Origin of the sequence: Burkholderia sp. Ac-20345, from assembly GCF_017104825.1 — a bacterium.
Lineage (GTDB): Bacteria > Pseudomonadota > Gammaproteobacteria > Burkholderiales > Burkholderiaceae > Burkholderia > Burkholderia lata_B.
The window spans coordinates 1-23,949 of record NZ_JAAGPO010000180.1 but is presented as its reverse complement, the minus strand read 5'-3'; the positions used below and the strand labels follow the sequence as shown (position 1 = coordinate 23,949).

Genomic DNA, 23,949 nt, shown 5'->3' with positions numbered 1-23,949 from the left:
CGACGCAGGCGGCCGCGGCCATCAGCGTGACGCGGCGCGCATCCGGGCACAGCGTGCGCGCCATGCCCCACACGGCTTGCGCGATCACGGCGACCGACACGATGCGCAACCCGTGCAGCGCGCCGGCTTCGATCGGCGCGCCCGTCGCATGCACGCCGAGCGCGAACAGCATCATCAGCAGCGCCGACGGCAGCGTGAAGCCGAGCCACGCGGCGAACATGCCCGCGTAGCCGGCGCGTGCGAGGCCGATGGCCATCCCGACCTGGCTGCTCGCGGGCCCCGGCAGGAACTGGCACAGCCCGACGAGATCCGCGTACGTGCGCTCGGTGAGCCAGCCGCGCCGCGTGACGAACTCGGTGCGGAAGTAGCCGAGATGTGCGACCGGGCCGCCAAACGATGTGAGGCCGAGCCGCAGAAATGCGACGAACACCGGCCAGGGATGGCGGGAGGGAGCGGAGGCGGTCGACGTGCTCAAGGCGGTGCGGGCGGATGAACGGACGAGCCGCCACGATAGCGCAACGCGGTGACGGCGGGGACGCCGCGCAACGGTGATGCAGGGGGTTAGCGCGGGCTGTCGGGCAACCCGCTCGTGCGCCGCAGCGCGTCGACGTCGACGAGCTCGATTTCGCCGACGTGCAGCCGCACGACGCCGTCGGCCTGCAGCGCCTTCAGCAACTGGTTGGTAGTCTGCCGCGTCAGCGACAGCATCGCCGCGAGTTTTTCCTGCGACAGCCGGATGCGGGTGCGGCCGGCACTGATCCCGCCATAGCCGTCGGCGATCATCAACAGGCGGGCGGAGAGCCGCTGCGCGGCCGGCATCACGCTCATCGATTCGACGGTCAGGAAGCTCAGGCGCAGCTTCTGCGCCATCAGCAGCGCGAATTGCCGCCAGTATTGCGGCGTCGCGTCGAGGATCGCGAGCAACGCGGCCTGCGGGACGTGCAGCAGTAGCGCGTCGTCGAGTGCGATTGCGTCGTGCGTGCGCGGCTGGCCGTCGAACAGCGCGATTTCGCCGAACCATGTGACGGGCTCGGCCACCGTCAGCAGCGCCTCCTTGCCCTGCGGGTCGACCGCACCTATCGTGAGTGAACCGGCCAGTACCGCGTACAGCCCGCACGGCGGGTCGCCGCGCCGGAACAGCGCGTGGCCGGCCGGCAGCCGGCGCAGCGCCGCGCGGGCGAGCAGGTCCGCGCGCAACGCGGGCGGCAGCGCGGCGAACCACGGGTTCGCTTCGATCTGCGGCAGGTACGGGGCGAGCGAAGAGGGCATGGGCACGCGATGTCGGGTAGCTGACAGAGGTTCTCGGGCGTGACGCGCATCATAGCGCTCAACGACCGACCAGGAGACGCGATGAAGACGCTCGAAGACCATCTTTCCCAGTATGCGGCCTACCATCGCGACGCGCGCAACATCGCGACGCACCTGGTCGGGATCCCGATGATCGTATTCGCGGCCGAGGTGCTGCTGTCGCGGCCCGCGCTCGGGATGCTGGCCGGCGTCGCGCTGTCGCCGGCGCTGCTGCTCGCCGTCGCGTTCGCGGTGTTCTACCTGCGTCTCGACCTGCGGTTCGGGATCGTGATGACCGCGCTGTTCGCGCTCGGTCTGTGGGCCGCGCAGGCGCTTGCGTTGCTGCCGACCGCGCAATGGCTCGCGATCGGTATCGGCGCGTTCGTCGTCGGCTGGATCGTGCAGTTCGTCGGGCACTGGTTCGAAGGGCGCAAGCCCGCATTCGTCGACGATCTGGTCGGCCTGATGGTCGGGCCGCTGTTCGTCGTCGCCGAAGTCGCATTCTTCGCGGGGTTGCGCGGCGACGTGCGCCGCGAAGTCGAGCGGCGGGCCGGTCCCGTGCACGGCGGCGCGCATTCGCATGTCTGACGCACCGGTCTGCGTGTTCGGCGCGGGCGCCGTCGGCTGCTATCTCGGCGGACGACTCGCGGCGGCCGGCGCGAATGTGACGCTCGTCGGCCGAGCGCGGATCGGCGACGCAATTCATCGGCACGGGCTGACGCTGACCGACCAGCGCGGCTATCGTGCGGCGCTTGCCCCGGCCGATGTCGTGTTCGCGACCGATCCGGCGGCTGCGGCGGCCGCGCGGCTCGTGCTCGTCGCGGTGAAATCGGCCGCGACGCGTGAGGCCGCGGCGCAGCTTGCAGGCGTGCTGCGGCCCGGCACGGTTGTGATCAGCTTTCAGAACGGCCTGCACAACGATGACGTGCTGCGCGAAGCGCTGCCGCAAGCCACCGTGCTGGCCGGCATGGTGCCGTTCAACGTGATCGAGCGCGAGCCCGGTGTGTTTCACCAGGGCTCGGCCGGTGCGCTGGCGGCCGACGCATCTCCCGCGCTGCAGCCGTTCACCGGTGCATTCGTGCGCGCCGGGCTGCCGCTTGCGCTGCATCGCGACATGCGAGCCGTGCAGTGGGCCAAGCTGCTGCTCAACCTGAACAACGCGGTCAATGCGCTCGCGAACCTGCCGCTGCGCGACGAACTCGCGCAACGTGCGTACCGGCGCTGCGTCGCGCTCGCGCAGCGCGAAGCACTGCACTGGCTGACGCGGGCCGCGATCCGGCCCGCGCGGCTGACACCGTTGCCGGCCGCGTGGATCCCGGCCGTGCTCGATTTGCCCGATGCCGCGTTCCGCGTGCTCGGCGGCCGGATGCTTGCGATCGACCCGCTCGCGCGTTCGTCGATGTCCGACGATCTCGCGGCGGGGCGGGCGACGGAAGTCGAGTGGATCAACGGCGAGGTCGTGCGGCTGGCCGCGCGCTTTGGCGCGCAGGCGCCCGTCAATGCGCGGCTGTGCGTGCTCGTGCACGACGCGGAACGCGCGGCGGCGCGCCCGGCCTGGCGCGGCGATGCGCTGTGGGCCGAGCTGATCGCGCAGGCGCCGGGCGCGGGCGACGTGCGGGCCGCGTAGGGGGGGCCGCGCAACCCGTCACACGGAGCGTGCGCGTGCTGCCGCACCGGGTGTGCAACGGCTAAGATGCGGGGTGCGTCATACGACGCCTATGCGGAGCCGTCACCATGGTGGATCGCCCGACTCTCGATGCCTACGACGCTCATGCCGCGCAATACGCGCAGGACTGGCTCGACCAGGCTGCGCCCGACGACATGTACGCGCTGCTGGAGCAGCATTTCTCGCCGGGGCCGACTGCGGACGTCGGCTGCGGAGCCGGGCGCGATACGGCCTGGCTCGCGTCGCGCGGCTTCGACGTGCGCGGCTACGACGCGAGCGCCGCGCTGCTCGACGAGGCGCGGCGCCGCCATCCGGATCTCAGCTTCGAGCTGGCCACACTGCCGGCGCTGGCCGGCGTGCCGTCCGGTGCGTTTCGCAACGTGCTGTGCGAAACGGTCGTCATGCATCTCGAACAGGCGGACGCGGCGGCCGCCGCCACGCGGCTGGCCGAGCTCCTGATGCCGGGCGGTACGTTGTACCTGAGCTGGCGGGTGGCCGGAAACGGCGTGTTGCGCGACGAGCGCGGCCGCCTCTACACGCCGCTCGATTCGGCGCGGATGCGGGCGGCGCTCGGCGCTGGCACGCAGGTGATCGACGAGCACGAGGTCGTCAGCGCATCGTCCGGCAAGCGCGTGCACCGGTTGATCGTACGCAGGGCCGCCACCGCGTGAACGCGGCGCGGCGGCGCCTCGTTCATTCGCGGTTGAGTGCCGCTTCCCAGTTGATGTCGACGCAAAGCACCTGCATGCCGGTCGCGACCGGCGCGGCGATCGACGCGGTCACGCACAGGTGCGCCTCGTTGATCGACAGGTAGGGCGGCGTCAGGTGCACGCGGCCCGGCGCGCGCATCGCGTCGATGAAGTACGGGCGCCGTTCCCAGCTCGCGCCTTCGGAATGCAGCAGCGGCCGGAAACGCTTGGCACGCTGCGATACGCTGCCGCGTGCGAGCACGTTGTCGCCGATCTGGCGCCCCGATGCGTCGAGCAGGAAGCAGCGCGCGGTTTCGGGCAGCCCGAGTACGACGGCCGCCGCGTCGATCAGCGATTCTCCCGCGACGAGCTTCTGGCTCGCTTCCTCGAGCGCCGCGACGTACGGGGCGAGCCGTTCCGCCTGCGTGCGCTCGCGTTCCGCGACGCGCAGCCGCAACGCGGCCGACAGCGTATCCATGCAGCCCGCGGCGGCCTGCGGCTGCACCGGTTCGACACTCGGCCCCGCGAAGTATTGGCCCTGCACGAAATCGACGTCGCACTCCAGCGCGATCAGCGCGTCGCGCTCGGTCGCGAGCCCGCCCATCAGCACGAGCTGGCCGGATTCGTGCAGCAGCGACACGAGCCCCGGCAGCACGCGTTCGAGATGTGAGTGCTCGCTCGCCTGCGCGAGGATGCCGCGGTCGAGCGTGACGATGTCGGGATGCAGGTGCCACACGCGGTCGATGTTCGAATGCTTCGCGCCGAACCCCACGAGTGCGATCAGGAAGCCGGCCTTGCGCAGCCCGTCGACGATCGCCGCGTAGCGCGGCGTCTCGCCGCCCGCCTGCTCGGGCACTTCGAGCACCACGCGATGCGGCGGCAGCCCGAGCGCCTTCAGGTTCGCGAGCATCGCGTCGCTGTAGACGGTGTCCATCAGCGCGGCCGGATGCAGGCTCAGGAAGAGCCATTCGTCATGGCTGTCGAACGCGTGGAAGTTGCCGAGATGCAGCGATTCGGCGAGCCGGCCGAGCTCGAGCAGGTCGCCGCGCCGCGCCGCCTGCGTGAACACCTCGTGCGACGCCACCTGGCGGCTTTCCTCGTCGTGCGCACGCAGCGACGCGTGATAGCCGATCGCGCGGCGGTGCGACACCGAGAAAACGGGCTGGAACACGCTGAACACGGTGTAGCCGCCGTACAGCACGGTGCGCCGGTTCCCGTCGTCGCCGGCGACGGGGCGGGGCGGCTGAAAGCCGGGGGGATCGATTTCGATCATGCTCATGATGTCGGCCGAAGGAAGACTGCCAGTTTACCTAGAGAATAGGCGAGCAAGAAGCGTGCACGGCATCGTACCCCGTGCGGCGGCGCGTCGCGGTCGAATCGCCGGGCATCGCCGGCACATCGCGGGGCCGCGCCGCACCGAAATGGTGCGCGCCGACCCGGTTCGGCGCGCGCCGCGCGTCATGCACGCTCGGACGGGTCGGTCTTGCGCGCGGCGCTGCGGATCTCGGGCGCGAGCTGCGCGAAGATCCACGCGGACGCGGCCGTGATGATCCCGACGCAGATGAACGTCGCATGGAACGCCGGCAGCGTGTTGCTCGGCGTCACGGTGCGCAGCATGCCCGTGAACGTCGCGAGCAGCGCCCCCGCGACCGTGACGCCGAGGCTCATCGACAGCATCTGCACGAGCGAGAACAGGCTGTTGCCGCTGCTCGCGCCGCCCGTGCCGAGATCCTTCAGCGTCAGCGTGTTCATCGCGGTGAACTGCATCGAGTTGAAGCCGCCGAACAGCGCGAGGTGCACGACCTTCACCCACACCGGCACGGTGTCGCGCATCAACGCGAAGCTCGCCATCATCACGCCGACCATGATCGTGTTCGCGAGCAGCACCTTGCGGTAGCCGTGCTGCGTGATCAGGCGCGTGATGATCCGCTTCGAGAACATCCCGGCCGCCGCCACCGGCAGCATCATCAGCCCGGCCTCGAACGCCGAGTAGCCGAGGCTCACCTGCAGCAGCAGCGGGATCAGGTACGGCATCGCGCCGCTGCCGATCCGCGCGAACAGGTTGCCGAGCAGCCCGACGCTGAACGTGTGGATCCGGAACAGCTCGAGCGAGAAGATCGGTTGCGGCGCGCGCACCGCATACAGCCCGTACGCGACGAAGCACGCGAGGCTCAGGATCAGCAGCACGAGCACCGCCGCGTGCTGCATCCCGAGATCCGCGAGCCCGTCGAGCGACAGCGAGATCGCGACCATGCCGATCGTCAGCAGCAGATAGCCCTTCAGGTCGAAGCGGCCGACGGCCGGGTTGCGCGAATCGGGCATCGAATAGAAGGTCGCGATGCAGCCCGCGACGCCGACCGGCACGTTGATCAGGAAGATCCAGTGCCACGACGCGATCTTCACGAGCCAGCCGCCGAGCGTCGGCCCGATCAGCGGGCCGATCAGGCCGGGAATCGCGACGAACGACAGCGCGGGCAGGTAGCGTTCGGCCGGGAACGTGCGCAGCACCGCGAGCCGCCCGACCGGCAGCAGCATCGCACCGCCGACGCCCTGCACGACGCGGAACGCGACGAGCTGCGTCAGCGTATGCGCGTTCGCGCACAGCAACGAGCCCAGCGAGAACACCAGGATCGCACTGAAGAACACGCGCCGCGTGCCGAACGTGTCGGCGAGCCAGCCCGACACCGGGATCATCACCGCCATCGTCAGCGAGTACGCGATCACGACCGACTGCATGCGCAGCGGCGATTCGCCGAGGCTCGCGGCCATCGACGGCAGCGCCGTGTTGACGATCGTCGAATCGAGCGTCTGCATGAAGAAGCCCGTTGCGACGAGCCAGAGCATCACGGTGAGGTTCTTTTCGCCGGGAGCGGCGGCAGGCGGGCGCTGGAACATTGGGGGGCGGGGTGGTGGCGCGGGACAGCCGACATTGTAGGGAAAGCCATTGCGCCGTGCAGGTTCTGCGCAAGGGCGGCGCGCAGTCCGGCCGGCGGGTGCCCGTCCCCGTCGAGCAACCAGTACAGTTCAGTCAAAAGTGTCTGCAACCGTATCTGTCCGTGTGCTGCCACTGTCCGAAATACTGGTGCCATCGAACCCGTGCGACCAGGAGGCTGCCATGCGCGAACTGCGACTTTATGTGATCGATGGCGACGAGCCGGCCGGTCGGTGGCGGATCGTCGATCGCACCGCACTGGAAGTGGCCGACGGAGAGGCCTGGGTGACGATCGAGGGCAGGCCCGACGATCACTGGCTCGGCGCCGGCGATTCGCTGATGCTCACGCCCGGCATGCGCATCTGGGTCAGCGCGGGGGCGCAGGGTGCGACGTTCGCGTTCGGTGCGCTCGAGGTGCCGGCCAGGCGCGCCGCGCAGGCGTGGTGGCGGCCGCTCGCCGCGTGGCGCGACGCCCGGCGTCACGCGCCTGCATCGCTGCCGACTTAGCGCACTCGGGACTGGGCCGGCTTCCTGTCAGCGCGTGGGTCGAGCGCATGCGCGATCCGGCCGGCGGTGCGACCGGCTGGCGATCGACGGGATCGGCGAGCGCGGCTCCGGCACGCCCCGGTCGAGCGAACGTTCGACGCCGCTGCCGGAACGCTTCGCGTTGGCACGGTGGCGTGCGGGTAGCCGCATTTTGTCCGCGTGGTTGCCGCGGTGCCTGGTCGCGCCGTCCGGCAGCGAGCGCAGCCGGTCACGGTTCAAATGTGCCGGGGGTTACGCCGGCACAGAGGATGCCGGCAGGCTTCCGGCGCTGGGAGATGTGATGTAGGCCGCTCGTGCCGGGGTGTAGGAGATGCACCCGCGCTACGCGCCGTGCGTGATGGGCTGACTCTCGCAATCAGGATTGCTCGCGACTGTCGAGAATTCTAGACTCGATCCTGTGTCTCCCACCGCCTCTCTCGCCATGCCCCCCGAACTCGCGTTGACGCATCTGTGGCGGCTCGCACACGGCGACCCCGACGCACTGGCCCGTGCGACCGTGACGGGGCAGGACCCGACGCTGCCGTCGACCTTCCGGGTCGGCACGCTGGCCGCGGCGACGATCGCGGCAGCCGGGCTCGCGGCGGCCGAATGCCATCGGCTTCGCACGGGCGTCGCGCAATCCGTCGACGTGTCGGTGCGCGATGCGCTCGTCGCGTTTCGCAGTGAACGCTACCTGCGCGTGGACGATGGTCCACCGCCGGAGTTGCGTCATCCGGTAACGGGTTTCTTCGAGACGGGCGACGGGCGCTGGATCCAGTTGCACGCAAACTTCCCGCATCACCTGCGCGGGATTCTCGACGTACTCGGCTGCGGCGAGCAGCGGGATGATGTCGCCGCTGCGATCCGCACGCGGGACGGTGCGGCACTCGATACTGCGCTGGCCGAGGCCGGGCTGTGCGCCGCATTGATCAGAACACCTGATGAGTGGGCGTCACTCGAGCAGGCGCGCGCGATTGCACCGTTACCGCTGTTCGAGATCGAGCGAATTGGCGACGCACCGGTCGAGCCGATCGGCCGTGGCGAATCCGGCCAGCCGCTCGCCGGAGTGCGCGTGCTCGATCTCACGCGGATCATCGCGGGGCCGGTCGCGGGCCGCACGCTGGCGTCGCATGGCGCGCAGACGCTGCTCGTCAACGGGCCGCATCTGCCGAACATCGCGCCGCTCGTGATCGACAACGGGCGCGGCAAGCGTTCGACGTGGATCGACCTGCGCGACGCGGCGGGCATTGAAACGCTGCATGTGCTCGCACGCGATGCGGATGTGTTCCTGCAGTCGTACCGGCCCGGCGCGCTCGCGGCGCGCGGCTTCGGGCCACAAGCGCTGGCGGCGCGGCGGCTTGGCATCGTGTACGTGTCGATATCCGCGTACGGGCACGCGGGGCCATGGGCGCAGCGGCGTGGCTTCGACAGCCTCGTGCAGTCGGCGAGCGGGATCGCGTGGCAGGAGCAGCAGGCCGCGCACGCGGATGCGCCGCGCCACCTGCCGTGTCAGGCGCTCGATCATGCAACGGGCTATCTGGCGGCGTTCGGCGCGATGATCGCGCTCGCGCGCCGGGCGCGCGAAGGGGGAAGCTGGCACGTGCGACTGTCGCTCGCGCAGACGGGACGCTGGCTGCAATCGTTCGGCATCGTGCCGGACGGCTTGCAGGCGCCCGATTTCGCCGGCACCGACGTGCGCGACCGGATCGAGCGCATCGCGTCGCCGTTCGGCACGCTCGATGCGGTGCGGCCGGCCGAGCGGTTGTCGGCGACACCGCCGTCGCTTGCGCGCCCGCCCGTGCCGCTCGGCGCCGATGAGGCGCGCTGGCTGTGAGCGCCGGCGGCGCGGCCGGCGTTACTTGCGCAGCTCGACGACGAAGTCGTAGTAGTCGTTGCGGCAGTAGGTATCGGTCAGTTCGATCGCGCGCTGGTCCGACGTATAGCCGATTCGTGTGATCAGCAGCAGCGCGTCGTGCGGTGCGATGCCCATCTGCTCGGCGATCTCGTCGGTCGCGTTGACCGCGCGGAAATGCTGCAGCGCGCGCACGATCGGCGTGCCGCGTGCTTCGAGATAGCTGTATAGCGATCCGCCGATCGCCTGCGGATCGGGGATCAGCGTCGCGGGGAACGTCGAATTCTCGACGGCCATCACGATGCCGTCGGCGAGGCGCAGGCGCTTCAGGCGCGTGACCGATGCGGCCGGCGACAGCCCGAGCTGGATCACTTCGTCGCGGTTCGCCGGCTGGATCTCGCGCGCGAGCCATTGCGAGCTCGGCTTGAAGCCGCGCCGTTCGAGCATTTCGCTGAAGCTCGACAGCCTCGACAGCGGATCTTCGTAGCGCGGCTGGATGAAGTTGCCGGCGCCCTGTGTGCGGCGAATCAGGCCTTGCTCGACGAGCAGCGCGATCGCCTTGCGCGCGGTGATGCGCGATACGCCGAGCGCATCGGACAGCACGCGCTCGGAGGGCAATGCCTCACCGGCCGTCCAGCGGTTGTCGTGGATCGCGTCGCCGAGCTTGCGGGCGAGCTGCAGGTAGAGCGGCGTGTCGTTGTCGGGGTCGGGGCGCAGGTCCTGCCAGCGGTCGTCCGTGGATGCCTTCATGGAATGGGTATCGATCTGATTGCGGCCATTCTAAGTCATCACGTGGCGCCGTTATAGCCGGTTTTTGCCGTGCAATAGGTGAACCGCGCGCCGATTGACTACACTGATGCGTCGTATTCCATGCCTGGGCCGCGGTGCGCGGCCACGAATCCGCAACGAGGAACGCATGACAGACACGATCGCCACGGTCGTCCTGCCGGACGGCGAGACGATTCCGAAGCTTGGCCTGGGCACGTGGGAAATGGGTGAGCGGCCGGCCCGGCGCGCGGACGAGATTGCCGCGCTGCGCGAAGGCGTCGCGCTCGGGATGACGCTGGTCGATACGGCCGAGATGTACGGCGACGGCGCGACCGAGGAACTGGTCGGCGAGGCGCTCGCGGGTCTGCGCGACGATGTGTTCCTCGTCAGCAAGGTCTATCCGCACCATGCGAGCCGGCGCGGCGTCGTCGCCGCGTGCGATGCGAGCCTCAAGCGCCTGGGCACCGATCGCCTCGACCTGTATCTGCTGCACTGGCGCGGCTCGGTGCCGCTCGCGGAGACGGTCGAAGGCTTCGAAGCGCTGCAGCGCGCCGGCAAGATTCGTCACTGGGGTGTCAGCAACTTCGATACGGCCGACATGGCCGAACTCGTCGATGAAGCTGGTGGCGGCGCGTGCGCGACCAACCAGATCCTCTACAACATCGCGCGGCGCGGCCCGGAATTCGACCTGCTGCCGTGGCTCGCCGAGCACCGGATACCGGCGATGGCGTACAGCCCGGTCGATCACGGGCGGCTGCCGAAGCGCTCGCCGCTCGACGAGATCGCGCGGCAGCGCGGCGTGTCGGTGATGCGCGTCGCGCTCGCGTGGGTGCTCGCGCAGCCGGGGGTGTTCGCGATCCCGAAGGCGTCGCGGCTCGAACACGTGCGCGACAACCGCGCCGCGCTCGATTTCGTGTTCAGCGATGACGAGCGCACGCAGCTTGACGCGTACTTCCGTCCGCCACGCAGCAAGCGCGCGCTCGAGATGCTCTGACGACACCCGGCCGGGCAATGCGGCCGGTCAGTGGTTGCCTCCGGACGATCCGCCGTTGCCGTGACCACCGCCATTGCCGTTCCCGTTGCCATGGCCGTTGCCGACACCGTTGGCCCCGCCATTGCCGGCGCCGCCACTGCCGTTTCCATTGCCGTTGCCGCCGCCATTGCCGTGACCACCGTTGCCGCCGTTACCGCCGGTACCGCCGCCGTTACCCGGACCGCCGTTGCCGCCGCTACTGCCCTGGCCACCGTTGCCGCCAGCACCATTGCCATTGCCATTGCCGCGACCGTTGCCGGCGCTGCCACTGCCGTTTCCATTGCCGTTGCCACCGCCATTGCCGTGACCGCCGCCGTCGCCATTGCCATGGCCACCGTTGCCGTGACCGCCGCCATCACCGTCGCCATGGCCGCCGTTGCCGCGACCGCCGCCGTCGCCATTGCCGTGGCCACCGTTGCCGTGACCACCGCCGTCGCCATTGCCGTGGCCACCACCATTGCCGTTCCCGCCGCCGTCACCGTTGCCATGGCCACCGTTGCCGTGACCGCCGCCGTCGCCATTGCCGTGGCCACCGTTGCCGTGACCACCGCCGTCGCCATTGCCGTGGCCACCACCATTGCCGTTCCCGCCGCCGTCACCGTTGCCGTGGCCACCACCATTGCCGTGACCGCCGCCATCACCGTCACCATGGCCACCGTTGCCGTGACCACCGCCGTCGCCATTGCCGTGGCCACCACCATTGCCGTGCCCGCCGCCGTCACCGTCGCCATGGCCACCGTTGCCGTGCCCGCCGCCGTCGCCATTGCCGTGGCCACCACCATTGCCGTGCCCACCGCCGTCACCGTCGCCATGACCACCGCCATTGCCGTGACCGCCGCCGTCACCGTCGCCACCACCGCCATGGCCACCATGACCTCCAGCGCCTGAAGTACCGCCACCGGAAGTACCGCCTCCCGAAGTGCCGCCACCGGAAGTACCGCCGCCCGAAGTGCCGCCACCGGAAGTACCGCCGCCCGAAGTGCCGCCACCGGAAGTACCGCCGCCCGAAGTGCCGCCACCGGAAGTGCCGCCACCGGAAGTACCGCCGCCCGAAGTGCCGCCACCGGAAGTGCCGCCACCGGAAGTACCGCCGCCCGAAGTGCCGCCACCGGAAGTGCCGCCGCCCGAAGTACCGCCACCAGAAGTGCCGCCACCCGAAGTACCGCCGCCCGAAGTACCACCGCCCGAAGTGCCGCCACCGGAGGTCCCACCACCCGAACCCCCGGTGCCAGACGCATTCCCTCCGCGACCCGAGCCGCCTGAACCACTCGTGCCGCCGGATGTTCCGCTTGTCGTTCCGCCGACGCCAGCAGGTCCGACGGTACCGTTCCCATTGTTGCCGCTGCCATTGCCATTTCCGCTACCGGGGCTGCCGCCATTGCCATTGCCATTGCCATTGCCGCTCGCGCCCGCGCCCGCGCCATTACCGCCGACATGCCCACCGGCGAAGACGTGCACCGCGCACGCAGCCGGATTGGCTGCACACGGCGAAGCGTCGTCGACCAGTGTCATGATGGCGTCCGCGCTGGCACCTGCATCGGCCGCGGGGTCCGGTGTCGCGTCTTGTGCGACGGCATACGAGCAGCAGCACGCGAACGCGGCTGCGGCGAACAAGGTTGCGCGATAGCGCCGTCCCGGCGTACGGAACGGTTGTTTCGTCTTGAGCATCATGGCCTCCCCATGCGCGCGATGCCTCGTCGCCGCGCGGCGATCTACGTGTGGTACAGGGGGCCGGTAAAGGTTCGTAGTCCTGTCGTCAGCCGATCGCTTTCGGGCGGGCGCTGGACGCCAGCCGCGATCGCGGAACGGCACGCGGGCCCGCCGTGCGAATCCCTATCTGCGAGATCCGTGCCACCGGCCGCAAGCGCCCGTCGCGCAAGGCGCACGCAAGCGCGCGACGGTGCATGCAACGTCTTGGGGGGAGTTTTGTTTCCGGAATGAAACGTCTGAGCTATGTTCAGCGCGCAGGCGCATCGGCCGCGCGCTGCCAGCGGTGGAACAGGATCGACGCGATCCAGCAGACGAGGAACAGGGCGACGATGCCGTAGCCGATCGAGCCGAAACGTTTGCCGAGCGCATCGAGCGCGTCGCGCACGGGGCCCGTCAGCGACAGCTTGTCGGCCAGCAGGCCGGCTGCCTCGATCCCGCCGATCGCCAGCGCGACGGCCGCCGACACGAACGTGATGCTCGCGTTGTAGAGCAGCTTGCGCTGCGGATCGTCCATCGCCCAGCCGTACGCGTGAATCATCAGCACGTTGTCGGTCGAGTCGATCAGCGTCATGCCGGCGGTGAAAAGCGCGGGAAACAGCATGACCGTATAGACCGGCAGCCCCTGGCTCGCCTGTGCGGCGGCGATCGCGAGCAGGCCGATTTCGGTTGCAGTATCGAAACCTAGCCCGAACAGCACGCCGACCGGGTACATGTGCCAGCTCTTCGACACGAACCGGAACAGCGGACGTAGCAGCCGGGACACGAGCCCGGCAGGACGGTGCACATGCGCGGCATCGTGCGCGTGCCCGTGCGTGCCGCGATAGCGCCGCCACACGTCGCGCAGGATCACGAGGTTCACGCACGCGAGCACGAGCAGGAAGGTGGCCGACACCGCCGTGCCGATCGTGCCGCCAATCTCGCGGAATGCATCGAACCGGTCGCGCAGCGCGAACGCGGTCAGCGCGATGCCGAGCGTCGCGGCGATTACGATCGTCGAATGGCCGAGCGAGAAGAACAGCCCGACGCTCACCGGACGCTGGCCTTCCTGCATCAGCTTGCGCGTCGCAACGTCGATCGCTGCGATGTGATCGGCGTCGACCGCATGACGCAGCCCGAGCCCGTACGCGATTGCCGCGGTGCCGAGCAGCAGCGGGTGATCGCGCAACACGGCGAGCGCCCACAGCCAGACGGCGGCGTTCGCGGCGATCAGGCCGGCGTAGAGCATCAGCAGGCGTCGCAGGGCAGGGGTGGGCGGCATCGGGATGGTTCCATCAGACGAATCGCGATCCATTGTGGCACGCGAAAAAAATGCGGGGCGTGCCGATCAAAAAGCCGCGAACGCCGCGCGCGCCGAATGAAAAAAGGCCCGTCCGGAACCGGACGGGCCTTGCGTGCATGCGGCAGCGCGTGAGCGCCCCGTACTTACTTCACTTTCGCACTGATCACGCCTTCCGATACGTTGGCCGGCGTTTCCGCGTAGTGCTTGAACTCCATCGTGTAGGTCGCGCGGCCCTGCGTGGCCGAACGCAGCGATGTCGAATAGCCGAACATCTCCGCAAGCGGCACCTCGGCGCGCACGAGCTTGCCGCCGCCGCCCGCGATGTCCTCCATCCCCTGCACGATGCCGCGCCGGCTCGACAGGTCGCCCATCACGTTGCCCATGAAGTCCTCGGGCGTCTCGACCTCGACGGCCATCATCGGCTCGAGCAGCACGGGCTTCGCACGGCGCATCGCTTCCTTGAACGCCATCGAGCCGGCCATCCGGAACGCGTTTTCGTTCGAGTCGACGTCGTGGTACGAGCCGAACGTCAGGTGCACCTTCACGTCGACGACCGGGTATCCCGCGAGCACGCCGCTTTTCAGCGTTTCGGTGATGCCCTTGTCGACGGCCGGGATGAATTCACGCGGAATCACGCCGCCCTTGATCTCGTCGAGAAACTCGTAGCCCTTGCCGGGGTTCGGCTCGAGCGTGATCACCGCGTGGCCGTACTGGCCGCGGCCACCCGACTGCTTGACGAACTTGCCCTCGACGTCGGACGCCGTCGTGCGCACCGTCTCGCGATACGCGACCTGCGGCTTGCCGACCGTCGCTTCGACGCCGAATTCGCGCTTCATCCGGTCGACCAGGATTTCGAGGTGAAGCTCGCCCATCCCCGAAATGATCGTCTGGCCGGACTCTTCGTCGGTCTGCACGCGGAACGACGGATCTTCCTGTGCCAGGCGGTTCAGCGCGAGGCCCATCTTTTCCTGGTCGGCCTTCGTCTTCGGCTCGACGGCCTGCGAGATCACCGGTTCCGGGAATTCCATCTTCTCGAGGATGATCGGCTTGGCCGGATCGCACAGCGTGTCGCCGGTGGTCGCTTCCTTCAGGCCGACGGCCGCCGCGATGTCGCCCGCGCGCACTTCCTTGATTTCCTTGCGCTCGTTCGCGTGCATCTGCAGGATCCGGCCGAGCCGTTCCTTCTTGTCCTTGGTCGCGTTGAGCACCGTGTCGCCGGATTCGACGACGCCCGAATACACGCGGAAGAAGATCAGCTGGCCGACGAACGGGTCGGTCATGATCTTGAACGCGAGCGACGAGAACGGCTCGTCATCGCTCGGATGACGTTCCGCGGGCTTTTCCGGATCGGCGAAGTCGTGGCCGAGAATCGCCGGCACGTCGACCGGCGACGGCAGGTAGTCGATCACGGCGTCGAGCATCGCCTGCACGCCCTTGTTCTTGAACGCGCTGCCGCACAGCATCGGCACGATCTCGTTCGCGATCGTGCGCTTGCGCAGCGCGGCCTTGATCTCGTCCTCGGTCAGCGATTCGTGGTCGTGCAGGTACTTCTCGAGCAGTTCCTCGCTCGCTTCCGCCGCGGCCTCGACCATCTTCTCGCGCCATTCGTGCGCGAGCTCGACGAGGTTCGCCGGAATGTCCTCGTACGAGAACTTCACGCCCTGGCTTTCGTCGTCCCACACGATCGCCTTCATCTTCACGAGATCGACGACGCCCTGGAAATGATCTTCCGCGCCGATCGGAATCTGGATCGGCACGGCGACGCCTTTCAGGCGCTCGCCGATCTGCCGCTGCACGCGGAAGAAATCGGCGCCGACGCGGTCCATCTTGTTGACGAACGCGATGCGCGGCACCTTGTACTTGTTGGCCTGGCGCCAGACGGTTTCGGACTGCGGCTGCACGCCGCCGACCGAGTCGTAGACCATGCACGCGCCGTCGAGCACGCGCATCGAGCGCTCGACTTCAATCGTGAAGTCGACGTGCCCGGGCGTGTCGATGATGTTGATCCGGTGCTCCGGATAGTTGCCGGCCATGCCCTTCCAGAAGGCCGTGGTCGCCGCCGACGTGATCGTGATGCCGCGTTCCTGCTCCTGCTCCATCCAGTCCATCGTGGCCGCGCCGTCGTGCACTTCACCGATCTTGTGGCTCACGCCGGTGTAAAACAGGATGCGCTCGGTCGTCGTGGTCTTGCCGGCATCGATGTGAGCGCTGATCCCGATATTGCGATAGCGCTCGATGGGGGTTTTGCGGGGCACGTGAACCTCCTTAGGTTCGGATCGTAAGCGGGCCGGCAGGGCAGGCCCGGATTGGACAAGCTAGACTTAAAGGATAGCGCTTGCGCGTGGCTTTTGCAGATGCGGCCGGCACCGGCGGAATCAAGCCGGGTGCCACCGCCGGCGGGCGAAAAAAAACCGGCACGCTACGGGCGGCCGGCTTCGGTCGGTGCGCGGCGCGGCGCCGCGGCAATGGCCGTTACGGGGCCTTCGGCAGGCCTTCGAGCTTCATGCCGGGCTTGATGCCCTTCGCCGCGAACCAGCCCTTGCTCATTTCGAGCGCATAGACGCCGTTGTTGCGCGGGCAGTGGTTGTCGGTCGTCTCGGCCTTCATCTCGTCGATGTCGGTGATCGTGCCGTCGGCGCGGATGAACGCGATCGACAGCGGGATCAGCGTGTTCTTCATCCAGAAGCAGTGCACCGCGTTCTCGTTGAACACGAACAGCATGCCTTCGTTCGGCGCGAGCTGCGAACGGTACATCAGCCCCTGTTCGCGGTCGGGGTCGTTCGCGGCGACGGCCGCGTCGATCACGTACATGCCGGCGCGCAGCTTCACGCGCGGGAATTCGCTCGGCTGCTTGGCGCCGGGCGGCACTTGCGCGCTGGCGGCCTGCATGCCGAGCGCGAGGACGGCGAGCGCGGCGGGAAACACGGCGGCGCGCGCAAGGCGGCCGAGCGACGAGCGCAGGGAGAATTGCACAGCAAGGCTCCTATCTGGAAAACGAGACCCGCATGGTACGCGATGCGCGCAGGCGGGCACACAAAAGAAAAAGGCAGATCGCCTTGCGGTGATCTGCCTTTCAACGCCGTAAGAACGGCAAGACTGCGTGTTCTTGACTGCGTTATTACAGCAAGCTTGCTTAGTTCGAAGCAGCTGCCGGTGCTTCGGCTTCGCTAGCAGCCTTCTTCGCAGCGTGGTGCTTCTTAGCTGCGTGGTGCTTCTTGTGCGTTGCCTTCTTAGCCGGTGCCGAAGCAGCTTCTGCCGGAGCAGCAGCAGCCGGAGCGGCCGGAGCCGATGCTTGTGCGAAAGCAGCCGTTGCGAAGAGACCAGCGACCAGAGCAGCGATCAGTTTGTTCATGTTGTGTTCCTCAGCTTTTAGTTAATTAACCAAATGACCCGGCAATAGGAGTCATGTCGTCTAACGGTGCCATCCACCTTTCGGTTGACAGACGCTTCGAGAAATTTCTCATTGCGCTGCGGGCGCCGAATCGTATTCGATAAAAACGTCGCTTTCGTGACGCAAACACGGGTTCGGCTGCCAATGCCGGATAGCTAAGGTTGGCATCTGCGTGGTTTAACGCGCGATCTTCGCGGGCGGTTGACGAAAAAGATGACGAAAAATTCGCGCGTCCCGAATTCGTCATCCGGCGGGCGCGAAACCGTCCCACGGCGCGCGCGGCGGCAGCGCGATTGTTTCTCCCGGTGCAATGCCGAGCGCGAATATATCCAGCGCACCGACGCCGACGCGCACCAGGCGCAACGTCGGGAAGCCGACGGCCGCCGTCATCCTGCGCACCTGCCGGTTCTTGCCCTCGGTGATCGCAAGCTCGATCCACGTCGTCGGGATCGCGGCGCGGTAGCGGATCGGCGGATTGCGCGGCCACAGCGTGTCGGGCGGTTCGATGAATTCGGCGCGGCACGGGCGCGTCACGTAGTCGCCGAGGTCGACGCCGCGCGCGAGCGCCTTCAGGTCTGCGGGCCCGGGCGCGCCCTCGACCTGCGCCCAGTAGCGCTTGACGAGCTTGTGGCGCGGCTCGGCGATGCGCGCCTGCAGCGCGCCGTCGTCGGTGAGCAGCAGCAGCCCCTCGCTGTCCGCGTCCAGCCGGCCGGCCGCGTAGACGCCGGGCGTTTTTACCCAGTCGCCGAGCGACGGGCGCGTCTCGTGCGCGGAAAACTGGCAAATCGTGCCGAACGGCTTGTTGAGGGCGATCAGGTTCATGGCGGGGCGTCCGCCCGGCGCGCCGCGGGAAGCGGGGGCGGGCGGTCTATGGCAAATGGCGGAATCTTAATGCATAATACGGAACGGCAAGTCCTCTGTCTTATATAAGACATAAGTGGGGTCTTGATACGCAGTGCCGCGCTTCATGCCGAAGTGCCCGGTTGGGGCGCTAGAATAGCGGCTCGCTGTTGCCGTCACGGGGTGGCCATGCCGCGCCCCCGCCGCGCGCGCAGCTTCGACCAGCATCACCTGCTCAGCCACGTCACTGGAGTCGATCATGCCGTATCAGCACATCAAGGTTCCGGAAGGCGGTGACAAGATCACCGTCAACAAGGACTTCTCGCTCAACGTTTCCGATCAGCCGATCATTCCCTATATCGAAGGCGACGGTACGGGCTTCGATATCACCCCGGTCATGATCAAGGTCGTCGACGCGGCGGTCGCGCATGCCTACAAGGGCAAGCGCAAGATCCACTGGATGGAGATTTTCGCGGGCGAGAAGGCGACGAAGGTGTACGGTCCGGACGTGTGGCTTCCGGACGAAACGCTGCAGGTGCTCAAGGAATACGTGGTGTCGATCAAGGGGCCGCTCACGACCCCGGTCGGCGGCGGCATCCGTTCGCTGAACGTCGCGCTGCGCCAGGAACTCGACCTGTACGTGTGCCTGCGCCCGGTGCAGTACTTCAAGGGCGTGCCGTCGCCGGTGCGCGAGCCGCAAAAGATCGACATGGTGATCTTCCGCGAGAACTCGGAAGACATCTACGCAGGCATCGAATGGGCCGCGGGCTCCGAGCAGGCGAAGAAGGTGATCAAGTTCCTGCAGGACGAGATGGGCGTGAAGAAGATCCGCTTCCCGGAAACCTCGGGGATCGGTGTCAAGCCCGTGTCGACCGAAGGCACCGAGCGTCTCGTTCGCAAGGCGATCCAGTACGCGATCGACAACGATCGCAAGTCGGTCACGCTGGTGCACAAGGGCAACATCATGAAGTTCACGGAAGGCCTGTTCCGTGACGCCGGCTACGCGCTTGCACAGAAGGAATTCGGCGGCGAGCTGATCGACGGCGGCCCGTGGATGCGCGTGAAGAACCCGAGGACGGGCAACGAGATCGTGATCAAGGATTCGATCGCCGACGCATTCCTGCAGCAGATCCTGCTGCGCCCGGCCGAATACGACGTGATCGCCACGCTGAACCTGAACGGCGACTACATCTCCGACGCGCTGGCCGCGCAGGTTGGCGGCATCGGCATCGCGCCGGGCGCGAACCTGTCGGATTCGGTCGCGATGTTCGAAGCGACGCACGGCACCGCGCCGAAGTACGCAGGCAAGGATTACGTGAACCCCGGTTCCGAGATCCTGTCGGCGGAAATGATGCTGCGCCACCTCGGCTGGACGGAAGCAGCCGATACGATCATCGCCGCGATGGAGAAGTCGATCCTGCAGAAGCGCGTCACGTACGACTTCGCGCGCCTGATGGAAGGTGCGACGCAGGTGTCGTGCTCGGGCTTCGGTGAAGTGCTGATCGAGAACATGTAAGTCCCCTTCCGGGGTGGGCCGGCGCGTGTCCGGCCGCCCCGGCGCCTACTGCCGGCGCCGGAGCGTTTCGTGGATGGCAGGTTTGTTGGCAGGGCGGTCCGGCATGCGGGCCGCGGCGCCGCGATGCGGCCCGGAGCCCCTGCAAGGTAGAACATGACGGCCCTCGCAACACCACCGCCTGGCTGAGCCGGCGTGCCCCTTTCGCGACCGATCCGGTCGCTCCCCGCCGGTTACCCGCCGGCGCTCTCAGTCAAAATTTTCACGTAGCAACGCATCGACCATGTCCACTTCGCCCAAGATCATCTACACCCTCACCGACGAAGCGCCCGCGCTCGCGACCTATTCGCTGCTGCCGATCGTCAAGGCCTTCACGCGCTCGTCCGGCGTCGCCGTCGAGACGCGCGACATCTCGCTCGCCGGCCGCATCATCGCGGCATTCGCAGACGTCCTGCCGCCGGAGCAGAAGGGTTCCGACGATCTGGCCGAACTGGGCCAGCTCACGCTGAAGCCGGAAGCGAACATCATCAAGCTGCCGAACATCAGCGCATCGGTGCCGCAGCTCAAGGCCGCGATCGCCGAACTGCAGGCGCAGGGCTTCCAGCTGCCGGCCTATCCGGAAGATCCGTCGACGGACGAAGAGAAGGCGGTCAAGGCCCGCTACGACAAGATCAAGGGCAGCGCGGTGAACCCGGTGCTGCGCGAAGGCAACTCCGACCGCCGCGCGCCGCTGTCGGTCAAGAACTACGCACGCAAGCATCCGCACAAGATGGGCGCGTGGAAGGCCACGTCGAAGGCGCACGTCGCGCACATGAGCGAAGGCGACTTCTACGGCAGCGAGAAGTCGGCGCTGATCGCCGATGCCGGCAGCGTGAAGATCGAACTCACGACGACCGACGGCGCGAAGAAGGTGCTGAAGGAAAAGACGGCCGTGAAGGCCGGTGAAGTGATCGATGCATCGGTGATGAGCCGCAACGCGCTGCGCAGCTTCATCGACGCGCAGATCGCCGATGCGAAGGCGCAGGACGTGCTGTTCTCGGTGCACCTGAAGGCGACCATGATGAAGGTCTCGGACCCGATCCTGTTCGGTCACTTCGTGTCGGTGTTCTACCGCGACGCGCTTGCGAAGCACGCGGACGTGCTGTCGCAGGTCGGCTTCAACCAGAACAACGGCATCGGCGACCTGTACGCGCGCCTGAAGGACCTGCCGGCCGACACGCGCGAAGCGATCGAAGCCGACATCAAGGCCGAATATGCAGTGCGCCCGCGCCTCGCAATGGTCAACTCGGACAAGGGCATCACGAACCTGCACGTGCCGAGCGACGTGATCGTCGACGCATCGATGCCGGCGATGATCCGCGACTCGGGCGGCATGTGGGGCCCGGACGGCCAGCTGTACGACGCGAAGGCCGTGATTCCGGACCGCTGCTACGCAGGTGTCTACCAGGCCGTGATCGAGGACTGCAAGCAGCATGGCGCGTTCGACCCGGTCACGATGGGCAGCGTGCCGAACGTCGGCCTGATGGCGCAGGCGGCTGAAGAATACGGTTCGCACGACAAGACGTTCCAGATCCCGGCGGACGGCGTCGTGCGCGTCACCGACGAAGCGGGCAACGTGCTGCTCGAGCATGCAGTGGAATCGGGCGACATCTGGCGCATGTGCCAGACGAAGGACGCGCCGGTGCAGGACTGGGTCAAGCTCGCGGTGAACCGCGCGCGTGCGACCGGCGCACCGGCCGTGTTCTGGCTCGATCCGGCGCGTGCACACGACGCGCAGATCATCGCGAAGGTCGAGCGTTACCTGAAGGATCACGACACGAACGGCCTCGACATCCGCGTGATGACGCCGGTCGACGCGACGCGTTTCTCGCTCGATCGTATCCGTGCGGGCAAGGACACGATCTCGGTCACCGGCAACGTGCTGCGCGACTACCTGACCGACCTGTTCCCGATCATGGAACTCGGCACCAGCGCGAAGATGCTGTCGATCGTGCCGCTGATGGCCGGCGGCGGGATGTTCGAAACGGGTGCGGGCGGTTCCGCGCCGAAGCACGTCCAGCAGTTCGTCGAGGAAGGCTTCCTGCGCTGGGATTCGCTCGGTGAATTCCTCGCGCTGGCCGCGTCGCTCGAGCACCTCGGCAACGCATACCAGAACCCGAAGGCGGTCGTGCTCGCGAAGACGCTCGACCAGGCGACCGGCAAGTTCCTGGACGAGAACAAGTCGCCGGCGCGCAAGGTCGGCGGTCTCGACAACCGCGGCAGCCACTTCTACCTGTGCCTGTACTGGGCGCAGGCGCTGGCCGAGCAGACCGAGGACGCGGCGCTGAAGGCGCAGTTCGAAGGCGTGGCGAAGGCGCTGTCCGACAGCGAAGCGCGCATTCTGGAAGAACTGGCGGCCGCGCAGGGCAAGGCACAGGCCATCGGCGGCTACTACCGTCCGAACGTCGACCTGACGAGCCAGGCAATGCGCCCGAGCGCGACGCTGAACGGCATCGTCGACGCGGTCGCCTGACGCGGGCCGCGCGATCGCGCGAGTCGTTGCGTGTGCCGGCGCGGCGGGCATTGGTGCCAGCCGTCGGCTACAAAAGAAAAACGCCCCGGACGCCCGGGGCGTTTTTCGTTGCTGGCTTGTCATTCAGACGTGAACGATTTCCCATTCGGCGATTTCGTGCGGCACTTCGAGCGTTGCCGTGTCCAGTTCGGACAGTTGCTCGCAGTCTCCGCGGGAGATGTGGTCGGCTGCCACTTCGGGGCACGAGAATGCGCCGAGCAGGGCGTTGCCGAACGTCGCTTCCCAGCCGCCGTTACCCGGCAGGATGTAGAACGACCCGAGCGCTGAACCAAAGCGAAATCCCTTCATTTCCGTTCTCCCTTTCTGATTACAAGCGATTCTGTTGTGCCGCTTGCCGGTTCGGCCGGCTGTGGCCCGACTGGCTGCTTGCGCCGGGTTCCGTATCGAACGTCGTGGCGAAGCGTCAGTGCATGGGACAAAGTCTACGTCCGCGACCCGCTCCGATGGTGCATGTAGAACGGCTTCACTAAACAAAAATTCTCTTTTAAAAACAAATAATTATCATCGTCATTTTGTATTGCGGAACGTTTTTTGGCATCGCGAAACGGGAAATTTGTGCCCTGCACCACGAATTTTTACAACGCAGAGACTTGTTCCGCATCGTGAAATATCGGCGGGTTTGTGAATCGGTGAAGTGATCGGCGCGTCGGCTGGGCCGAACGGCACGCGCCAGGTGACCGCCCGGAAGCGGCAACGGGCAGGAGTGAGCGGTGTTGCGGTCGCGAGTGAATGGCCGTGCAGCGCTGGTCGACAGTGTCGGTCGATGCGTGCCGAATCGGGCGCGGCGTCGTCGAACCCTGCGGCGTATCGCCGCCCGGCGGGCGGTGGGGATTTTCGATATGGGCCTGCGGTTATGATGACGCGGGCTTCAGGATTTACGTCGCGCATCGGCGCTTCAACCGGCAGGCGCGGGCGTCGCGGCGGCCGCGCGACGCAGCATGGATAACGAGGAACGATTGATGATACGGAGAACCTTCCTGTCGCGCGCCATCGGTGTCGCGGCCGCGTCGCTGTTCGCGCGCGCCGCGTGGGCGCAGCATGCCGGTCACGCCGGCATGGCCGGCATGGATTCGATGGACGACATGCCCGGCATGTCGGGTATGTCAGGGATGGCGGGTCACGGGCAGCACGGCAAGTCCGCACCGGCCGCGCTCGCGGCCGCCGACGCGTTGCCGGCCGGCGCGCCGCTCGCGGCGCTGCGCACGCTCGCGAACGAAAGCCGCGAGCCCGGCACGTTCCGGGCCACGCTGGTGGCGCAGCCCGTGGCGCGCCCGATGCTGCACGGTTCACGGCCGACCACGTTCTGGCAGTTCGGCGCGGGCACGCAGGGCCCCGTCGTCGGTCCGCTGATCGACGTGCGCGAGGGCGATACCGTCGAGATCAAGTTCGTGAACAAGCTGCCGCAGCCGTCGACGCTCCACTGGCACGGCCTGCCCGTGCCGCCCGACCAGGACGGCAATCCGTCCAATCCCGTCGCGCCCGGCGCGTCGCGTGTGTACCGCTTCACGCTGCCGAAGGGGAGTGCCGGTACCTACTGGTACCACCCGCATCCGCACATGATGACGGCCGAGCAGGTCTTCCGCGGGCTGGCCGGCCCGTTCGTCGTGCGCGCCGCGGACGATCCGCTGGCGGGCTGGCCCGAGCGCAACCTGTTCGTGTCGGACTTGAAGCTTGCGCGCGACGGCACGATTGCACCGAACGACATGATGGACTGGATGAACGGCCGCGAGGGTCAGTTCGTGCTGGTCAACGGCGCGCGCCGGCCGCGGATCGACGTAGAGCCGGAACCGGAAGTTGTCCTCGGCGAAAGTCTGCACGCGTGTGCCGGGGCCGCGACGGCGATCGCCGAGTCGGATCACGATCCGGTCGCCGGCATTCACGTAACCGTCGAC

Annotated in this window: 21 protein-coding genes; 9 read left to right on the top strand and 12 right to left on the bottom strand. The window is 67.6% G+C overall.

Annotation, left to right across the window (positions count from 1 at the left end; all coding sequences use genetic code 11):
• Positions 1 to 475: chromate transporter (locus G3O06_RS37545; protein WP_205819157.1), on the bottom strand; the 475-nt coding region annotated here is incomplete at its 3' end.
• Between the two features lie 86 nt (positions 476 to 561).
• Positions 562 to 1,269: a Crp/Fnr family transcriptional regulator gene (locus tag G3O06_RS37540; RefSeq protein ID WP_174967650.1), complete on the bottom strand. Its 708-nt coding sequence runs from the start codon at positions 1,267 to 1,269 to the stop codon at positions 562 to 564.
• Between the two features lie 81 nt (positions 1,270 to 1,350).
• Between G3O06_RS37540 and G3O06_RS37535 the strand changes: the two genes are divergently transcribed.
• From G3O06_RS37535 to G3O06_RS37525, 3 genes are all read left to right on the top strand, one after another.
• The gene (locus tag G3O06_RS37535) at positions 1,351 to 1,875 is read left to right on the top strand and encodes an Mpo1-like protein (RefSeq protein WP_174986455.1); all 525 of its coding nucleotides are present in this window, start codon (positions 1,351 to 1,353) and stop codon (positions 1,873 to 1,875) included.
• The gene (locus tag G3O06_RS37530) at positions 1,868 to 2,914 is read left to right on the top strand and encodes a 2-dehydropantoate 2-reductase (RefSeq protein ID WP_205819156.1); all 1,047 of its coding nucleotides are present in this window, start codon (positions 1,868 to 1,870) and stop codon (positions 2,912 to 2,914) included. Before G3O06_RS37535 ends, G3O06_RS37530 begins: the two co-directional genes overlap by 8 nt.
• 107 nt (positions 2,915 to 3,021) lie before the next feature.
• Positions 3,022 to 3,624 (top strand): methyltransferase domain-containing protein, encoded by a 603-nt coding sequence (locus G3O06_RS37525; RefSeq protein ID WP_205819155.1) that lies wholly within the window; start codon positions 3,022 to 3,024, stop codon positions 3,622 to 3,624.
• A 22-nt stretch (positions 3,625 to 3,646) separates the two neighbouring features.
• Here G3O06_RS37525 and G3O06_RS37520 read toward each other — a convergent pair whose 3' ends face one another.
• Positions 3,647 to 4,921, bottom strand: coding sequence for an EAL domain-containing protein (locus tag G3O06_RS37520; protein WP_205819154.1), 1,275 nt, complete (start codon positions 4,919 to 4,921; stop codon positions 3,647 to 3,649).
• Between the two features lie 179 nt (positions 4,922 to 5,100).
• Positions 5,101 to 6,537, bottom strand: a complete 1,437-nt coding sequence (mdtD, locus tag G3O06_RS37515; protein WP_174917543.1) for a multidrug transporter subunit MdtD — start codon at positions 6,535 to 6,537, stop codon at positions 5,101 to 5,103.
• Positions 6,538 to 6,757: 220 nt separating this feature from the next.
• Between mdtD and G3O06_RS37510 the strand changes: the two genes are divergently transcribed.
• Together G3O06_RS37510 and G3O06_RS37505 are read left to right on the top strand one after the other, a co-directional pair.
• Positions 6,758 to 7,081 carry a DUF2917 domain-containing protein gene (locus tag G3O06_RS37510; protein ID WP_205819153.1) on the top strand — a complete coding sequence of 108 codons (324 nt, stop codon included), beginning with the start codon at positions 6,758 to 6,760 and terminating at the stop codon, positions 7,079 to 7,081.
• A 460-nt stretch (positions 7,082 to 7,541) separates the two neighbouring features.
• Positions 7,542 to 8,933, top strand: a complete 1,392-nt coding sequence (locus G3O06_RS37505) for a CoA transferase (RefSeq protein WP_205819152.1) — start codon at positions 7,542 to 7,544, stop codon at positions 8,931 to 8,933.
• A 21-nt stretch (positions 8,934 to 8,954) separates the two neighbouring features.
• Here G3O06_RS37505 and G3O06_RS37500 read toward each other — a convergent pair whose 3' ends face one another.
• Positions 8,955 to 9,701, bottom strand: coding sequence for a GntR family transcriptional regulator (locus G3O06_RS37500; RefSeq protein WP_011352976.1), 747 nt, complete (start codon positions 9,699 to 9,701; stop codon positions 8,955 to 8,957).
• A gap of 166 nt (positions 9,702 to 9,867) precedes the next feature.
• On the opposite strand from G3O06_RS37500, the gene G3O06_RS37495 reads away from it, so the two are divergent.
• The gene (locus tag G3O06_RS37495; protein ID WP_205819151.1) at positions 9,868 to 10,713 is read left to right on the top strand and encodes an aldo/keto reductase; all 846 of its coding nucleotides are present in this window, start codon (positions 9,868 to 9,870) and stop codon (positions 10,711 to 10,713) included.
• Between the two features lie 27 nt (positions 10,714 to 10,740).
• Here the strand turns inward: G3O06_RS37495 and G3O06_RS49370 are convergent, their stop codons facing one another.
• The 6 genes from G3O06_RS49370 to G3O06_RS37465 form a co-directional block, all read right to left on the bottom strand.
• Positions 10,741 to 12,420, bottom strand: coding sequence for a hypothetical protein (locus tag G3O06_RS49370; RefSeq protein ID WP_241020438.1), 1,680 nt, complete (start codon positions 12,418 to 12,420; stop codon positions 10,741 to 10,743).
• 289 nt (positions 12,421 to 12,709) lie between these two features.
• The gene (locus G3O06_RS37485; RefSeq protein ID WP_205819150.1) at positions 12,710 to 13,720 is read right to left on the bottom strand and encodes a HoxN/HupN/NixA family nickel/cobalt transporter; all 1,011 of its coding nucleotides are present in this window, start codon (positions 13,718 to 13,720) and stop codon (positions 12,710 to 12,712) included.
• 164 nt (positions 13,721 to 13,884) lie between these two features.
• On the bottom strand, positions 13,885 to 15,996 hold the full coding sequence (fusA, locus tag G3O06_RS37480) for an elongation factor G (RefSeq protein WP_174986437.1): 2,112 nt from the start codon (positions 15,994 to 15,996) through the stop codon (positions 13,885 to 13,887).
• A gap of 217 nt (positions 15,997 to 16,213) precedes the next feature.
• Positions 16,214 to 16,714, bottom strand: coding sequence for a DUF192 domain-containing protein (locus G3O06_RS37475; RefSeq protein WP_174917536.1), 501 nt, complete (start codon positions 16,712 to 16,714; stop codon positions 16,214 to 16,216).
• Between the two features lie 160 nt (positions 16,715 to 16,874).
• The gene (locus G3O06_RS37470; protein WP_072444916.1) at positions 16,875 to 17,093 is read right to left on the bottom strand and encodes a hypothetical protein; all 219 of its coding nucleotides are present in this window, start codon (positions 17,091 to 17,093) and stop codon (positions 16,875 to 16,877) included.
• A gap of 282 nt (positions 17,094 to 17,375) precedes the next feature.
• Positions 17,376 to 17,954, bottom strand: coding sequence for a pseudouridine synthase (locus G3O06_RS37465; protein WP_043190023.1), 579 nt, complete (start codon positions 17,952 to 17,954; stop codon positions 17,376 to 17,378).
• A gap of 277 nt (positions 17,955 to 18,231) precedes the next feature.
• On the opposite strand from G3O06_RS37465, the gene icd reads away from it, so the two are divergent.
• Both icd and G3O06_RS37455 read left to right on the top strand, forming a co-directional pair.
• Positions 18,232 to 19,488, top strand: coding sequence for an NADP-dependent isocitrate dehydrogenase (gene icd / locus G3O06_RS37460; protein ID WP_048252141.1), 1,257 nt, complete (start codon positions 18,232 to 18,234; stop codon positions 19,486 to 19,488).
• Positions 19,489 to 19,768: 280 nt separating this feature from the next.
• Positions 19,769 to 21,997, top strand: coding sequence for an NADP-dependent isocitrate dehydrogenase (locus tag G3O06_RS37455; protein WP_205819149.1), 2,229 nt, complete (start codon positions 19,769 to 19,771; stop codon positions 21,995 to 21,997).
• Between the two features lie 123 nt (positions 21,998 to 22,120).
• On the opposite strand, the gene G3O06_RS37450 is transcribed toward G3O06_RS37455, so the two are convergent.
• Positions 22,121 to 22,345, bottom strand: a complete 225-nt coding sequence (locus tag G3O06_RS37450) for a hypothetical protein (RefSeq protein WP_006490888.1) — start codon at positions 22,343 to 22,345, stop codon at positions 22,121 to 22,123.
• 671 nt (positions 22,346 to 23,016) lie between these two features.
• Here G3O06_RS37450 and G3O06_RS37445 point away from each other — a divergent pair.
• Positions 23,017 to 23,949: multicopper oxidase domain-containing protein (locus G3O06_RS37445; RefSeq protein WP_241020435.1), on the top strand; the 933-nt coding region annotated here is incomplete at its 3' end.

Bases quoted from the DNA above. Each gene is read 5' to 3' on its own strand.
- G3O06_RS37470 (WP_072444916.1), bottom strand. From the start codon at position 17,093: ATGAACAAACTGATCGCTGCTCTGGTCGCTGGTCTCTTCGCAACGGCT.
- G3O06_RS37450 (WP_006490888.1), bottom strand. From the start codon at position 22,345: ATGAAGGGATTTCGCTTTGGTTCAGCGCTCGGGTCGTTCTACATCCTG.
- icd (WP_048252141.1), top strand. From the start codon at position 18,232: ATGCCGTATCAGCACATCAAGGTTCCGGAAGGCGGTGACAAGATCACC.
- mdtD (WP_174917543.1), bottom strand. From the start codon at position 6,537: ATGTTCCAGCGCCCGCCTGCCGCCGCTCCCGGCGAAAAGAACCTCACC.
- G3O06_RS37520 (WP_205819154.1), bottom strand. From the start codon at position 4,921: ATGAGCATGATCGAAATCGATCCCCCCGGCTTTCAGCCGCCCCGCCCC.
- G3O06_RS37495 (WP_205819151.1), top strand. From the start codon at position 9,868: ATGACAGACACGATCGCCACGGTCGTCCTGCCGGACGGCGAGACGATT.
- G3O06_RS37540 (WP_174967650.1), bottom strand. From the start codon at position 1,269: ATGCCCTCTTCGCTCGCCCCGTACCTGCCGCAGATCGAAGCGAACCCG.
- G3O06_RS37455 (WP_205819149.1), top strand. From the start codon at position 19,769: ATGTCCACTTCGCCCAAGATCATCTACACCCTCACCGACGAAGCGCCC.
- G3O06_RS37485 (WP_205819150.1), bottom strand. From the start codon at position 13,720: ATGCCGCCCACCCCTGCCCTGCGACGCCTGCTGATGCTCTACGCCGGC.
- G3O06_RS49370 (WP_241020438.1), bottom strand. From the start codon at position 12,420: ATGCTCAAGACGAAACAACCGTTCCGTACGCCGGGACGGCGCTATCGC.
- G3O06_RS37510 (WP_205819153.1), top strand. From the start codon at position 6,758: ATGCGCGAACTGCGACTTTATGTGATCGATGGCGACGAGCCGGCCGGT.
- G3O06_RS37465 (WP_043190023.1), bottom strand. From the start codon at position 17,954: ATGAACCTGATCGCCCTCAACAAGCCGTTCGGCACGATTTGCCAGTTT.
- G3O06_RS37505 (WP_205819152.1), top strand. From the start codon at position 7,542: ATGCCCCCCGAACTCGCGTTGACGCATCTGTGGCGGCTCGCACACGGC.
- G3O06_RS37525 (WP_205819155.1), top strand. From the start codon at position 3,022: ATGGTGGATCGCCCGACTCTCGATGCCTACGACGCTCATGCCGCGCAA.
- G3O06_RS37535 (WP_174986455.1), top strand. From the start codon at position 1,351: ATGAAGACGCTCGAAGACCATCTTTCCCAGTATGCGGCCTACCATCGC.
- G3O06_RS37530 (WP_205819156.1), top strand. From the start codon at position 1,868: ATGTCTGACGCACCGGTCTGCGTGTTCGGCGCGGGCGCCGTCGGCTGC.
- G3O06_RS37500 (WP_011352976.1), bottom strand. From the start codon at position 9,701: ATGAAGGCATCCACGGACGACCGCTGGCAGGACCTGCGCCCCGACCCC.